The organism is Enterobacter sp. WI-ESBL-E8, assembly GCF_053364895.1.
In genome coordinates, this window is the sequence record NZ_JBRWXJ010000001.1 from 4,104,942 (window position 1) to 4,118,870 (window position 13,929).

Below are 13,929 nucleotides of genomic sequence, written 5' to 3' on the forward strand. Positions count from 1 at the left end.
CAGAGTGAGGGGGATGGACAAATCAAAACAACTCCGCAAACAAATGACGCCCGAAGAATTACGCCTCTGGTATTTGCTCAGAGGTCGTCGCTTCTATGGGTATAAGTTTCGCCGTCAGATGCCGGTTGGCACATATATCGTCGATTTTGCCTGCTTTAAGGCGAAGCTGATCGTTGAGCTGGATGGAGGGCAACATCAGGAAAAAGAGGCGTATGACTTACGAAGAACCACGTTCTTAAACGCAAACGGCTGGGACGTTTTGCGGTTCTGGAATAATGAATTTAGGGCAAATGAGGAGGAAGTAATGATGGTTATACTGCAACGACTGCAGAGCCTGATGCCCTCACCCTAACCCTCTCCCACAGGGAGAGGGAACGCTTACTCCCTCTCCCCTGGGGAGAGGGCCGGGGTGAGGGGCCCAGCGCGCAGAAACCTTACTTCAGCGTCCCCACCAGCGCCTTCCGGCTATCTTCCAGCGACACCACGCGTTTACACACGTCTTTGCCGAACTTCTGGAAATCATCTTCCTGGTTCTTCCACTCGTTCTGAATGGAGGTCTGCAGGCCACCAAGACTGCCCAGCACGCCCTGAAGCGGGTTACCGCCGCCTTTCAGTACCGCTTTGGCACCCATCTCGTTGATGCTGTCCTGCAGGATACCGCCCATCGCCTGGTTCACCAGCTGCTGCCCGTCAGCACGGACCTGATCAATCGCTTTGTAGTGGAACGTCAGGCCGTCGGTGCGCGTCTCGATAATCCGGTTCATCTGCTCTTTAAGCTGCTTATCGAGCTTGGTCAGGCGGGTGCGCATATTGCTGCTCTCACCCACCTCTTTGGTAATGATCTTGTCCAGCGCCACGCGGCTTTTCTCAACGCGCGTCAGCGCGCCGTCGTTAATCCATGGCAGGGCGGTACGCAAATCGGCCTGGTAGTCTTTCGCCTGCTCACGCTGTGCGGCTGTCAGGTTGTATTGTTTGCCGTTAAAGGTGACGTTCCCTTCCGGCGTAATCACCAGATTGCCGTTCTCGCCTTTGACCTGCACGGTTTGCGGGCTTAACACCACGTCATCACGCGGGGTGACGCTACATTTATACTCCGCATGGGCGGTGAATCCGGTAGCCATCAAAGCAACGGCCAGCAACGTTTTGCGCATCTTAAACACTCCCTCAGACAAAATGGGCCAGCTAATGCTGGCCCCTGACTACTTTATTAGTCCCACCAAACGTCGAAAAGTTCGCTGACGCGAACATCTTCCAGCTTGTGTTCTTCCAGCCATTTACGTACCAGCGCCTGATGTTCTTCGGTGCATTTACCCACTTCCTGGGTGCAGATCAGACCTTCCCATGCCAGGTAGCCGCTACCGTCGAAGGCCAGCTTGTTGGGCTCGATCACGTCATTGATGAACGCATCTACGTCCCGATCGATCTGTTCTACACTGGTGCCTTCCGGGAAACGCCACGCAACGGAGAAACCCACTTCCTGGAATTCTTCGATGTGCATTTTTTTACGCAGACGACGGCTACGGTTCTTTGCCATTATTTCACCCTCTCGAACATTAAGTCCCATACACCGTGACCAAGACGATGGCCACGCTGTTCAAATTTCGTTACCGGACGCGATTCCGGACGCGGTACATAGTCGTTGCTCGCAGACTGGTTTTTGTAACCCTCCAGAGACGACATCACTTCCAGCATATGTTCCGCATACGGTTCCCAGTCGGTCGCCATATGGAAGACACCGTCCAGCTTCAGCTTACTTTTCACCAGCTCGGCAAACGGCGCCTGAACGATACGGCGTTTATTATGACGTGCTTTGTGCCACGGGTCAGGGAAAAAGAGCTGAACCATGGTTAAACAATTGTCAGGAATCATTTTGTGCAGCACTTCTACCGCGTCGTGACACATCACGCGCAGGTTCTCAACGCCCTCTTCATGAGCCGTTGCGAGACACGCGCCGACGCCCGGGGAGTGTACTTCGATACCGAGGAAGTTCTGCTCAGGACGCGCTTTAGCCATAGTCACCAGCGAGGTGCCCATACCAAAACCGATCTCAAGCGTGACCGGCGCTTCGCGGCCAAAAAGCCCGGCAAAGTCCAGAGGCTGCTCGCTGAACTCAACGCCCATCACCGGCCAGTAGTTGTCCAGCGCGTGTTGCTGCCCTTTTGTCAGGCGACCCTGACGGCGGACAAAGCTGCGAATACGGCGCAGCGGGCGACCGTTTTCATCAAATTCCGGTGAAATGACGTCGTTTTTCATAAAAGAGTTGTCTGCTTGTGAGAATGTTCGGGAAACGGGCATTATCCAAAGTTAAGGCTTCTATGCAAGCATGGGAAAGATCCGGTTTACAGCAGATTGACGCTGTGCTGCAATCGGCGTCCCTGATTATGCGAATCGATGACCATGCAAGCCTCTCAATTTTCAGCCCAGGTGCTGGACTGGTACGACAAATACGGGCGTAAAACCCTGCCCTGGCAAATTGAAAAAACGCCTTACAAAGTATGGCTCTCCGAAGTGATGTTGCAACAAACTCAGGTCGCCACGGTGATTCCTTACTTTGAGCGTTTTATGGCACGCTTCCCGACGGTGACCGATCTGGCAAACGCGCCGCTGGACGAGGTGCTGCACCTGTGGACCGGGCTTGGCTACTACGCCCGCGCGCGCAATCTGCACAAAGCGGCACAGCAGGTCGCGACGCGCCACAACGGTAAATTCCCGGAAACCTTCGACGAGGTTGCGGACTTACCCGGCGTCGGACGTTCAACCGCGGGCGCCATTCTCTCCCTCTCTTTAGGCAAGCATTTCCCGATCCTCGACGGCAACGTGAAGCGCGTGCTGGCGCGCTGCTACGCCGTTGACGGCTGGCCGGGGAAGAAGGACGTTGAAAAACGTCTTTGGGAGATCAGTGAAGACGTCACGCCAGCCAACGGCGTGGAGCGTTTTAATCAGGCGATGATGGATCTCGGCGCGATGGTCTGCACGCGCTCAAAGCCGAAATGCGAACTCTGCCCGGTAAATAATCTCTGCGTGGCGTATGCCAACCATTCGTGGGCGCAGTATCCCGGTAAGAAACCCAAGCAGACGCTGCCGGAGCGCACCGGCTATATGCTGCTGATGCAGCACGGCGACAACGTCTTCCTGGCCCAGCGTCCACCGAGCGGCCTGTGGGGCGGTCTATACTGCTTCCCACAGTTTGAAAATGAAGCGCTGCTGCGTGAATGGCTTAAACAGCGCGGGATTGCTGCCGATAACCTGACGCAGCTGACCGCGTTTCGCCACACCTTCAGCCATTTCCACCTGGATATTGTGCCGATGTGGCTTCCCGTGTCCTCATTCACCTCGTGCATGGATGAAGGCACCGCTCTCTGGTATAACTTAGCGCAACCGCCATCAGTCGGGCTGGCGGCTCCCGTGGAGCGCCTGTTACAGCAATTACGTGCCGGTGCAATGGTTTAGCATCGGCTAAAAAAGAGGAATGAGTATGGCCAGAACGATTTTTTGTACTTTCCTGCAGCGTGACGCTGAAGGCCAGGACTTCCAGCTTTATCCGGGCGACCTGGGTAAACGCATCTACAATGAAATCTCCAAAGAAGCCTGGGGACAGTGGCAGAAAAAGCAGACCATGCTGATCAACGAGAAAAAACTCAGCATGATGAACCCGGAACACCGGAAGCTGCTGGAGCAGGAGATGGTGAGCTTCCTGTTCGAAGGTAAAGACGTGCACATCGAAGGCTATACGCCACCGGAAAAATAACAGCGTGCGGGGGAAACCCCGCCGTTAAAGCAAACACAACACGCACTCCCGGAATGATGAAAAAACTTTTAGCGCTAGCCCTTGTTGCGCCGTTGCTTGTCTCGTGTTCGTCAAAAAAAGGCGAAGATTACAACGAAGCCTGGATCAAGGACACCAACGGTTTTGACATTTTGATGGGGCAGTTTGCCCACAACATCGAGAATATATGGGGATTTAACGAAGTTCTTATTGCCGGACCTAAGGACTACGTTAAGTACACCGATGCCTATCAGACCCGTAGCCACATCAACTTTGATGAGGGTACGATCACGATTGAGACCATTGCAGGCACAGACCCTGCGGCACGGCTACGTCAGGCAATTATCAAAACCCTGCTGATGGGTGACGATCCGGGCTCTATCGATCTCTACTCCGATGCCGACGATATCACCATTTCCAAAGAGCCGTTCCTGTACGGTCAGGTTGTCGATCAGACCGGTCAGCCGATCCGCTGGGAAGGTCGCGCCACGAAATTTGCCGACTACCTGCTGCAGACGCGCCTGAAAAGCCGCTCTAACGGCCTAAAGATTATCTACAGCGTCACCATCAACCTCGTCCCGAACCACCTCGACAAGCGTGCGCATAAGTACATTGGGATGGTGCGTCAGGCCTCGCGCAAGTACGGCGTGGATGAGTCGCTGATCCTGGCGATTATGCAGACCGAATCGTCCTTTAACCCGTACGCGGTAAGCCGTTCCGACGCCCTGGGGCTGATGCAGGTTGTGCAGCACAGCGCCGGTAAAGACGTCTTCCGCGCGCAGGGTAAATCCGGGACGCCGAGCCGTAGCTATCTGTTCGATCCGCAAAGCAACATTGATACCGGCACGGCCTACCTGGCGATGCTGAACAATGTCTACCTGGGCGGAATTGATAACCCAACCTCGCGCCGCTATGCGGTGATCACCGCCTATAACGGCGGCGCAGGCAGCGTGCTGCGCGTGTTCTCGAATGACAAAGTGCAGGCCGCAAACATCATTAACAGCATGGCGCCGGGGGATGTGTACGCCACCCTCACCACCCGCCACCCGTCTGCGGAATCCCGTCGTTATCTGTATAAAGTGAATACGGCGCAGAAGAACTATCGTCGCCGCTAGAACTACCCCTCACCCTGCCCTCTCCCAGAGGGAGAGGGTATTCAAGTTCCCTCTCCCTCTGGGAGAGGGTTAGGGTGAGGGAGCATCAGGCCGCACTCACTCACCCCACCCATACGAAAATGTTATTTGCATCACAATCCAAACTGCAAATTAATGTGGATTGCATTTTTTTGCGGGAGGTAACAAAACATATCGTTGCCAACTGATAGAATTGCATCAAATAACAACCCTGAATGTTTCTATAACAACATATCTCCCGCTCACTTGTGAGGAAAGTAACATGAACCTTAAGCTGCAGCTTAAAATATTGTCGTTTCTGCAGTTCTGCCTGTGGGGTAGCTGGCTGACTACACTCGGCTCCTATATGTTTGTGACGCTCAAGTTCGACGGTGCGTCAATCGGTGCCGTATACAGCTCGCTCGGTATTGCGGCTGTCTTCATGCCAACGCTGCTGGGGATCGTGGCGGATAAATGGCTGAGTGCCAAATGGCTGTACATGCTTTGCCATCTGGTGGGCGCGGGGACGCTGTTCATGGCAGCCCAGGTGACCACGCCGGGGGCGATGTTCATGGTGATCCTGCTTAACTCGCTGGCCTATATGCCAACGCTTGGGCTGATCAACACCATCTCCTACTACCGCCTGAAATCTGCGGATATGGATATCGTGACCGATTTCCCGCCAATCCGTATCTGGGGCACCATCGGCTTTATCATGGCGATGTGGGGCGTGAGCTTCGCGGGCTTTGAACTGAGCCATATGCAGCTCTACATCGGTGCTGCGCTCTCCGTGGTGCTGGCGCTGTTCACCCTGACGCTGCCAACCATTCCGGTTTCAAACCAGCAGAAAAACCAGAGCTGGAGCACCATGCTCGGCCTGGACGCCTTCGCGCTGTTTAAAAACAAGCGCATGGCGATCTTCTTTATCTTCTCCATGCTGCTGGGCGCGGAACTGCAGATCACCAACATGTTCGGCAACACCTTCCTGCACAGCTTCGATAACAACCCGCTGTTCTCCGGCAGCTTTATCGTTGAGCACGCGTCGGTGATGATGTCCATCTCCCAGATCTCTGAGACGCTGTTCATCCTGACCATCCCGTTCTTCCTGAGCCGCTACGGCATCAAAAACGTCATGCTGATCAGTATCGCGGCGTGGATGCTGCGCTTCGGTCTGTTCGCCTACGGCGACCCAAGCCCGTTCGGCACCGTGCTGCTGGTTCTGTCGATGATTGTTTACGGCTGCGCCTTCGACTTCTTCAACATCTCGGGTTCCGTGTTTGTGGAAAAAGAAGTGAAGCCTGAAATCCGCGCCAGCGCGCAGGGCATGTTCCTGATGATGACCAACGGCTTCGGCTGTATTCTGGGCGGCGTGGTGAGCGGTAAAGTGGTTGAGATGTACACCACCAACGGCATCACCAACTGGCAGCCGGTGTGGCTGATCTTCGCCGCGTACTCGCTGGTGCTGTTCTTCGCGTTTATCGTGCTGTTCAAGTACAAGCACGTTCGCGTGCCGAATGGTGCACAGCCAGTCGCGCATTGATTGTTGTGCCCGGTGGCGCTGCGCTTATCGGGCCTACAAAACCAGACCGTAGGCCGGGTAAGGCGAAGCCGCCACCCGGCTATTTTATTGCAGAGAGCACCCACGCCACCGACAGTAAATCCGCGCTGCCGCCGGGGCTCAGGTTCCGTTCAATCAATGCGTTGTCCATTCTGAGCAACGCCTCGCGGTCCCAGCCGTCAGCCAGCAGTTCCCGCGAATAGCCCTGAACGTAGCGCAGCCCCTCAATGCCGCCGCGCGAGACCAGATTGCTGTCCTGATTTATCGCCATCAGGCGTAACAGCAGGCCGTGAAGTGAACGTCCGTTCCACTGCGCCAGCGCCTTACGCGCCGTTGCAAAGCCGCTCTCTGCCTCACCGCGCGCGCCGGTAAATCCGTACTGCTGAAACTGCCGCTCCCCCGCCGTCGCCCGTCCGCTGCGTGCGGCCAGCTCCCGCGAAACCAGCCCGCAGCAGATGTTACTCACCTCACAGCAAAGGCTGTCTGCGGTGACATGCTTCACGCGCCCGGCGGCGAAGCACAGTAAGCCCAGGGCAAAAATACCGCCCTTGTGGGTATTCACTCCATTCGTCGCGGCATACATCGCCTGCTCGCAGGCCATCCCCATCGGGCGGAGGATCCGCAGCTGTTCGTCAGCGGGCTTATCTGCATGCGCGCGACCGAGCTCGGCAAAGCGCGAAAACCACGGCGCAATCGCCGCAATGCTGCGGACAAACAGCGCGTGGTCCATATCGCGATGGGAACCGTTATTAAGCTTGTCCACCAGCCCCGGCTTGGGCGTCAGCTCCAGCTCCTGCCACAGCGCCGCTTCGGCAAGCGCGGGCACGTCAGCCGGGCGGGTTTTAGTCGCGAGCAAACCAGTCATCGATCGTTTTCTCCACGCGGGAAACCACCTGCTCAACGGGATGATTGCGCGAGCGGGAGCAGGCGTGCGCGGGCTCGTCGCAGATCAGACAGCGTCTGAGGTTCGTCCCCAGCGACTGACGCCCGACGTGGCCGTGCTGCGGGCAGATCACGTCCAGATCCCACAGCCTGCCGAGCGGGTGCGTCTGCTCCAGCTCCGCGCAGTGCGCTTTGATTTCCACCGCCGGATGGGCCACACACCACAGGGCTTCCGGCCCGGTCGGGAGCCACAGCACCTGGCGGTCCAGCACCTGCCAGCGGTTTTCCCACAGCAGCTGGTCGCACATCTGCAGCGCCACGCCCATGGTGTTGCGATAGCGCAGGCTGTCTTTGATCTCCCCAGGCGTGACCAGCGTGAGGGAAATCACCGGTTGTTGATAGTGCTCAAGCATGTCAGCCTGGCGCGCTGCGCGGCGCTCTTTCGCCGCCAGCATTTCGTCCAGGCTGACACCCGCCCGCACGGGTGTCGCTAACGTCATATTGACTCCTTCACTTGCCTTACGGTGTCGATCACGCTGCCGTCGCGGTAGCGGATCACCCCGACGATTTTGTCGGTAAATTCAATCGGTTTCGGTACGCCGGTCAGGGAAATCGCCCGCTCGTAAAGCGCGCTGATATCCACAACTTTGAGTCCAGCTTCCAGCAGCCGCTCGCGGATGTCCGGGCGCGCCGGGTTGACCGCAATGCCGTGGTCGGTGACCAGCACGTCAATGCTTTCGCCCGGCGTGAGGCGCGTGGTAACGCGCTTCACCACCGTTGGAATACGGCTGCGCAGCAGCGGCGCAACAACGATGGTCAGGTTTGCCGCGGCGGCGACGTCGCAGTGCCCGCCGGAGGCGCCGCGCATCACGCCGTCGGAGCCGGTGATGACGTTGACGTTGAAATCGACGTCAATTTCCAGCGCGCTGAGGATCACCACGTCGAGCTGGTCGCAGCTTGCCGCCTTGCTGCCGGGGTTGGCGTAGACGTTAGTGGAGATCTCCACGTGGTTCGGGTTGCGCGCCAGCGAGGCCGCCGCCTGGCCGTCAAAGCACTGGGTATCGAGCAGCTTTTCGATCAGCCCCTTCTCGTGCAAATCCACCAGGCTGCCGGTGATGCCGCCGAGCGCAAAGCGCGCCTTCACGCCGCTGCGCTCCATCTTCTCTTCCATAAAGCGCGTGCAGGCGGTCGCCGCCGCGCCGGAGCCGGTCTGCATCGAAAAGCCCGGTTTGAAGTAGCCGGAGTGTTCAATCACGTCCGCCGCATAGCGGGCAATCATCAGCTCGCGCGGGTTGCTGGTGACGCGCGCCGCGCCGACGCTGATTTTCGCCGGGTCGCCCACGCTCTCGACCTGCACAATGTAGTCCACCTGGTCCTGCACCAGGCTGGCGGGCATATTGGGGAACGGCACCAGCTCTTCGGTCAGCAGCACCACCTTACGGGCAAAGTGCGCGTCCACCATGGCGTAGCCCAGCGAGCCGCAGCAGGATTTGCCGTGCGTGCCGTTGGCGTTGCCAAATTCATCGCTGCACGGCACGCCGAGAAACGCCACGTCGATATTCAGCTCGCCATCCTGGAGCAGCTTCACGCGCCCGCCGTGGGAGTGAATTTGCACCGGCTCGTCCATCAGCCCGTGGGAGATGGCGTCTGCCAGCCTGCCGCGCATCCCCGAGGTGTAAATCCGGGTGATAACGCCGCTTTCGATATGTTCGATCAGCGCGTCGTTGCAGGTCATCAGCGAGCTGGAGGCCAGCGTCAGGTTTTTGAAGCCCATTCGCGCCAGCAGCGCCACGACGGTGTTGATCACCCGGTCGCCTTCGCGAAACGCATGGTGGAAGGAGATGGTCATCCCGTCCTGCAGGCCGCTTCGCATCACCGCCTCTTCAACAGAGGCGCAGAGCTTGCGGCTGTGCTTCGCGTCGCTGTCCGCCAGCCACGGCGTCGCGCTGTGGGCGGTATCAAAGGGCTTCAGGTCCCGCAGATGGGGGAAATTCACGTGAAGAAGTTCAGTCTGATTCATTATCTCATCCTTACCGACGCACGCCGGAGGCCGCCGCGCGCTCCAGCACCACCTGCGCGTGGTTAATAATCGGTGCATCCACCATTTTGCCGTTGAGCGACACTACGCCCAGGCCGTTACGCTCGCCCTCTTCTGCCGCTTCAATCACCCTTTTGGCGTGATCCACCTCTTCCTGCGTCGGGGCGTAGGCGTTGTGCAGCAGGTCAATCTGGCGCGGGTTAATCAGCGATTTGCCGTTAAAGCCCATCTTGCGGATCAGATCGACCTCGCGCAGGAACCCGGCCTCGTCGTTAACGTCTGACCACACCACGTCGAAGGCGTCGATGCCCGCGGCGCGTGCGGCGTGCAGCACGGCGCAGCGGGCGTAGAACAGCTCGGTGCCGTCGCCGCGCTCGGTCTGCATATCCATCACGTAGTCAAAGGCGGCCAGCGCGATGCCAATTAAGCGCGGGGAGCTGCGGGCAATCGCCACGGCGTTGATGACGCCAATGGCCGACTCGATCGCCGCCATTACGCGGGTGGAGCCAACCTCGCGTCCGCATTCACGTTCAATGCGCTCCAGGTGGCCTTCCAGCTCGTAGATATCGTCCGGGGTGTCGGTTTTTGGCAGGCGGATCACGTCCACGCCCGCCCGCACGGCGGCTTCCAGATCCAGCAGGCCAAACGGCGTACTGAGCGGGTTAATGCGCACCACGGTTTCGATATCCTGATACATCGGGTGCTGCAGCGCGTGGAACACCAGCATGCGCGCGGTGTCTTTCTCGCGCAGGGCGACGGCGTCCTCAAGGTCAAACATGATGGAGTCCGGGCGGTAGATAAACGCGGTTGAGAGCATGGCGGCGTTGGCGCCCGGCAGGAACAGCATGCTGCGGCGGAGTTTGCTCATTTCAGCGCCCCCCAGTTGATGGCCTGGTCATCGGCGGCACGCATCAGCGCGCTTTGCAGGCGAGCGCGGATCACACAGTCCAGCGCCCCTTTGTCTTCAATAATGATAAGTCCCTGGTGCACGTTCATGGCGCGCAATGTGTCGTTGACCACCTGGCGAATCTGCTCGCCAAACTGCTTAATCACTTCACTGTGGATGACTATCTCCAGCTCGCCGTGAGCGGGAGCGATTTTCACCATCAGGTCGCTGGACTCCTGCGTTCCGGCCAGCGCCTCCCTTACAATTTTCATGATAAATTCCTGGTAGTTAAGCGACTTCCGCACTCGCACGATAGTGTGCTTCGAGATGCGCGAAGGTGGAGTCCGGGACAATCTCCCGGATCCGGGAAAACTGCTGTGTCTTCAGTAAGCGGCGCACTTCGGACGCTGAAATGGCGTTGCCGGTGGCCTTGATGCGCGGCATTTCCACCACCTCAATATGCGAGGCCAGCAGGTTATGCAGCGTCTGGTTGTACTGACGGGTGATGTCGCAAAAGGGCTCCGAGCCGATGAAGCGGTGCGTGATGCCCAGCGCCGGGGCAATAAAGTCCCGGAAGATCAGCACGTCGATTTCGCTCCACGCCTGCTGCACTTTGCCGGTCTCCTTCAGGAAGTAGGCCGGGAAGGTGGCGCGGGAGATGATGTACTGCGAGCCTTCATGCACCACCACGTTCGGCAGATGCGCCACGCCCGCGCGCACCATCTCGAGGCGGGCGCTGAACGGGAAGAACGAGGCGTCTTCACGCACCACGAACAGATGCAGGGCATCGCACTGCATCGCTGCCTGCTCCACCAGATGGCGATGGCCGAGGGTGAACGGATTGGCGTTCATCACTATCGCGCCAATTTTCTCCCCGCACCTGCGCTTCGCCGAGAGCGAACGGCAGTAGCGCTCGATCCCCTGCGGGGTGTTCTCCATCAGCACGGCGTTGTTTCCGCTCTGGGCAATCGGCCAGAAGCCGCTGCGGGCAAAGCGCTCCCGGTTGCACGGGCGGGTGCAGAGGAAGAGGTGAAAATGGCCGCGATCCAGCGCCGCATTTTGCACCTCTGCCAGCAGCCGCGCGCTGAGGTTCTCGCCGCGAAGCTGCTCGTTGACCGCCACGCATTTGATGACGTTGGCGGCAAGTCCTGCGCAACCCACCAGCTGCGGGCCGGACCAGGCTTCGACAAACAGCGTGATGTCGTTGTCCAGGCCAAGGCCGCTGTCTGCCAGCAGGTAACGGATCTGGCTTAAGCGTTCCGGGTGCTTCGCCACCAGCGTGTGGCGAAAATCGATGGGTTGACTGTTCATGCCGCCTTTCTCAGTGTGCCGCCGCAAGCCCGACGGCTGGCGCTTCCACAATCACGTTGCTCAGATGACCGATATGCTCGATCTCCACCTCAATGCGATCGCCCTCTTTCATAAACAGCGGCGGGTTACGCTTTTTACCCACCCCGCCAGGGGAGCCGGTGATGATCACGTCGCCCGGACTTAAGCGGGTAAAGGTGCTGATGTACTCGATCAGCTCTGCCACCTTGTGGATCATGCTGCTGGTGTTGTCTTCCTGCACCATGCGGCCGTTCAGCCAGGTGCGGATTGCCAGCTGATGTGGGTCCGGGATCTCATCGGCCGTCGCCATCCATGGGCCAAACGCGCCGGTCTGACGCCAATTTTTACCGGCGGTAAACCAGGTGTGCTGCCAGTCGCGGGCGGAACCGTCCATGTAGCAGCTGTACCCGGCCACGTGGCGCAGGGCGTCGTCGCGGCTGATGTTCTCCCCGCCTTTGCCGATGATCACTGCCAGCTCGCCTTCGTAGTCGAATTCGCTGGAGTGGCGCGGCTTCAGCACCGGCTCGTTGTGCCCGGTCTGTGAATCCGGGAAGCGGACAAACAGCGTTGGGGCCGGGTTATGCTGGTCAAACTCTTTGCGCTTGTCGGCGTAGTTCATGCCCACGCAGAGAATTTTTTCCGGCTGCACAATCACCGGTAAGAAGGTGATGGCACTCAGCGGCACGTCCACGGCATCGTTCAGATAGCGGGTGGCCTGCGCCAGCCCGTTGCCCTGCAGCAGCGCCTTGAGGTCGCTGTAGCGGTCGCCGAGACGGCGGCCTAAGTCAATCACGCCGTCGGCCTGGACGATGCCGTAGCTGCGTTTTCCCTGGTATAAAAAGCTTGCGAGTTTCATTGTTCTTTCCTGAAAACTTAAACGAGGAAGTTGCCCAGAATCAGCAGTGAGATAGAGACGTTAATCGCGCCGCCGATACGGGTAGCAATCTGGGCGAACGGCATCAGGCTCATGCGGTTGCCTGCGGTCAGGATCGCCACGTCGCCGGTACCGCCCTGGCCGCTCTGGCAGCAGGAGACGATGGCGACATCAATCGGGTGCATACCAATCTTTTTGCCGACGAAGAAGCCGGTTGCGACCAGTGCAGAAACGGTGCTGACAATCACCAGCAGGTTGCTGACGGTGAACGCCGCCACCAGTTCGTGCCACGGGGTGATGGCCACGCCAACGGCGAAGAGAATCGGGTAGGTCACGGAGGTCTGGAAGAATTTGTACACCACCTGCGAGCCTTCCAGCAGGCGTGGAGAGGCGCCGTTGCAGAGCTTCACCAGCACCGCCATAAACAGCATGCCGACCGGAGCAGGCAGGCCAATCAGCTTGTGGCCGAGCATGCCCAGCATGTAGAGCAGCACCGCCAGCAGCGCGCCGGAGGCGATGGTGGTCACGTCCGCCTTGCCGGAGAACGCAGGCTGAGAGACGGTAGCATCTGCATTCGCGCGGTTAGGCATCAGCTGGCCTTCACCGGTCAGGTGCGGGTAGCGTTTACCAAGCTGGTTCAGGCAGCCGGAGATGATGATCGCCGTCAGACCGCCGAGCATCACCATTGGCAGCACGCGACCGAGCGCCACGCCCTGGTCCATATGCAGCAGGGTGGCATAGCCGATGGAAAGCGGGATCGCCCCTTCCCCTACCCCGCCCGCCATAATCGGCAGAATGATAAAGAAGAAGATCTGGAACGGCTCAAGACCCAGCGCCAGGCCGACGCCCATCCCCACCAGCATGCCGACGATTTCACCGCACAGCATCGGGAAGAAGATGCGCAGGAAGCCCTGAATCAGCACCGTGCGGTTCATGCTCATGATGCTGCCAACGATAATGCAGCAAATGTACAGATAGAGAATGTTGGTGGATTTGTAGAACTTGGTGGTGGACTCGACCACCACGTCCGGCAGCAGGCCGTAATAGACCAGCGCGGAAGGGATAAAGGTAGCGCAAATCGCCGCCGCGCCGAGCTTGCCGACAATCGGCAGGCGTTTGCCAAACTCGCCGCAGGCAAAGCCGAAGAAGGCCAGCGTCGCCACCATCACCACGATATCGCTCGGCAGTTTTCCACCCAGGCAATCAATAGCAATCAGTACGCCCGCCAGAACGAACAGCGGCAGAGGAATAATCCCGATTTTCCAGGTATCCATAATATGCCACCAGCGCTCTTTGAGCGAAGGTCGCTGAATTTCAATCGGGTCGTGGGTAACAGAGAAAGAATCGTCAGTTGTGCTCATAATAAGCCCCTTAGTTATTTTGTGCGTTCAGCTTAGAGCCACAAAGGCTTACTTTATGTGAGGAATGGCATATTAAAAGCGAAGTTTTAATGGCCACTATGGTTTTAATGGTTTCTTTTATTT

At 58.3% G+C, this 13,929-nt stretch carries 16 protein-coding genes; 5 read left to right on the forward strand and 11 right to left on the reverse strand.

The window, feature by feature from the left end:
- Nucleotides 1-13 precede the first annotated feature (13 nt).
- Complete coding sequence (locus tag ACWHWP_RS19460) at nt 14-352, forward strand: endonuclease domain-containing protein (RefSeq protein ID WP_063957031.1); 339 nt, start codon at nt 14-16, stop codon at nt 350-352.
- Nucleotides 353-434: 82 nt separating this feature from the next.
- Here ACWHWP_RS19460 and ACWHWP_RS19465 read toward each other — a convergent pair whose 3' ends face one another.
- From ACWHWP_RS19465 to trmB, 3 genes are read right to left on the reverse strand one after another with little or no spacing between them, the layout of a single operon-like run.
- Nucleotides 435-1,151 (reverse strand): YggN family protein, encoded by a 717-nt coding sequence (locus ACWHWP_RS19465; RefSeq protein WP_047347899.1) that lies wholly within the window; start codon nt 1,149-1,151, stop codon nt 435-437.
- A gap of 56 nt (nt 1,152-1,207) precedes the next feature.
- Nucleotides 1,208-1,534, reverse strand: a complete 327-nt coding sequence (locus tag ACWHWP_RS19470) for a YggL family protein (protein WP_047347898.1) — start codon at nt 1,532-1,534, stop codon at nt 1,208-1,210.
- Nucleotides 1,534-2,253 (reverse strand): tRNA (guanosine(46)-N7)-methyltransferase TrmB, encoded by a 720-nt coding sequence (trmB, locus tag ACWHWP_RS19475; protein ID WP_447856172.1) that lies wholly within the window; start codon nt 2,251-2,253, stop codon nt 1,534-1,536. Before trmB ends, ACWHWP_RS19470 begins: the two co-directional genes overlap by 1 nt.
- A 138-nt stretch (nt 2,254-2,391) precedes the next feature.
- On the opposite strand from trmB, the gene mutY reads away from it, so the two are divergent.
- From mutY to ACWHWP_RS19495, 4 genes are all read left to right on the forward strand, one after another.
- Complete coding sequence (gene mutY / locus ACWHWP_RS19480) at nt 2,392-3,450, forward strand: A/G-specific adenine glycosylase (protein WP_063428421.1); 1,059 nt, start codon at nt 2,392-2,394, stop codon at nt 3,448-3,450.
- Nucleotides 3,451-3,475: 25 nt separating this feature from the next.
- Nucleotides 3,476-3,748 carry an oxidative damage protection protein gene (locus ACWHWP_RS19485; protein WP_023309138.1) on the forward strand — a complete coding sequence of 91 codons (273 nt, stop codon included), beginning with the start codon at nt 3,476-3,478 and terminating at the stop codon, nt 3,746-3,748.
- A 56-nt stretch (nt 3,749-3,804) separates the two neighbouring features.
- A complete protein-coding gene (gene mltC, locus ACWHWP_RS19490; protein WP_047347895.1) occupies nt 3,805-4,881 on the forward strand; it encodes a membrane-bound lytic murein transglycosylase MltC in 1,077 nt (358 codons plus the stop codon).
- A gap of 280 nt (nt 4,882-5,161) precedes the next feature.
- Nucleotides 5,162-6,418 carry a nucleoside permease gene (locus ACWHWP_RS19495; protein WP_063957033.1) on the forward strand — a complete coding sequence of 419 codons (1,257 nt, stop codon included), beginning with the start codon at nt 5,162-5,164 and terminating at the stop codon, nt 6,416-6,418.
- A gap of 79 nt (nt 6,419-6,497) precedes the next feature.
- Here the strand turns inward: ACWHWP_RS19495 and citG are convergent, their stop codons facing one another.
- The 8 genes from citG to ACWHWP_RS19535 are packed head-to-tail and all read right to left on the reverse strand — an operon-like array spanning nt 6,498 to nt 13,806.
- Nucleotides 6,498-7,301: a triphosphoribosyl-dephospho-CoA synthase CitG gene (citG, locus tag ACWHWP_RS19500; protein ID WP_063957035.1), complete on the reverse strand. Its 804-nt coding sequence runs from the start codon at nt 7,299-7,301 to the stop codon at nt 6,498-6,500.
- A complete protein-coding gene (citX, locus tag ACWHWP_RS19505; RefSeq protein ID WP_063957037.1) occupies nt 7,279-7,818 on the reverse strand; it encodes a citrate lyase holo-[acyl-carrier protein] synthase in 540 nt (179 codons plus the stop codon). Before citX ends, citG begins: the two co-directional genes overlap by 23 nt.
- The gene (gene citF / locus ACWHWP_RS19510; protein WP_063957039.1) at nt 7,815-9,338 is read right to left on the reverse strand and encodes a citrate lyase subunit alpha; all 1,524 of its coding nucleotides are present in this window, start codon (nt 9,336-9,338) and stop codon (nt 7,815-7,817) included. Before citF ends, citX begins: the two co-directional genes overlap by 4 nt.
- 10 nt (nt 9,339-9,348) lie before the next feature.
- Nucleotides 9,349-10,224 carry a citrate (pro-3S)-lyase subunit beta gene (gene citE, locus ACWHWP_RS19515; RefSeq protein WP_032660024.1) on the reverse strand — a complete coding sequence of 292 codons (876 nt, stop codon included), beginning with the start codon at nt 10,222-10,224 and terminating at the stop codon, nt 9,349-9,351.
- Complete coding sequence (citD, locus tag ACWHWP_RS19520) at nt 10,221-10,514, reverse strand: citrate lyase acyl carrier protein (protein ID WP_023333363.1); 294 nt, start codon at nt 10,512-10,514, stop codon at nt 10,221-10,223. Before citD ends, citE begins: the two co-directional genes overlap by 4 nt.
- A 16-nt stretch (nt 10,515-10,530) precedes the next feature.
- Nucleotides 10,531-11,553 (reverse strand): [citrate (pro-3S)-lyase] ligase, encoded by a 1,023-nt coding sequence (citC, locus tag ACWHWP_RS19525; protein WP_059312235.1) that lies wholly within the window; start codon nt 11,551-11,553, stop codon nt 10,531-10,533.
- A gap of 10 nt (nt 11,554-11,563) precedes the next feature.
- Nucleotides 11,564-12,427 carry a fumarylacetoacetate hydrolase family protein gene (locus ACWHWP_RS19530; RefSeq protein WP_059312234.1) on the reverse strand — a complete coding sequence of 288 codons (864 nt, stop codon included), beginning with the start codon at nt 12,425-12,427 and terminating at the stop codon, nt 11,564-11,566.
- A gap of 17 nt (nt 12,428-12,444) precedes the next feature.
- Entirely contained in the window at nt 12,445-13,806 is a 1,362-nt protein-coding gene (locus tag ACWHWP_RS19535; RefSeq protein WP_047347887.1) for a 2-hydroxycarboxylate transporter family protein, read from the reverse strand.
- Between the last annotated feature and the right edge of the window lie 123 nt (nt 13,807-13,929).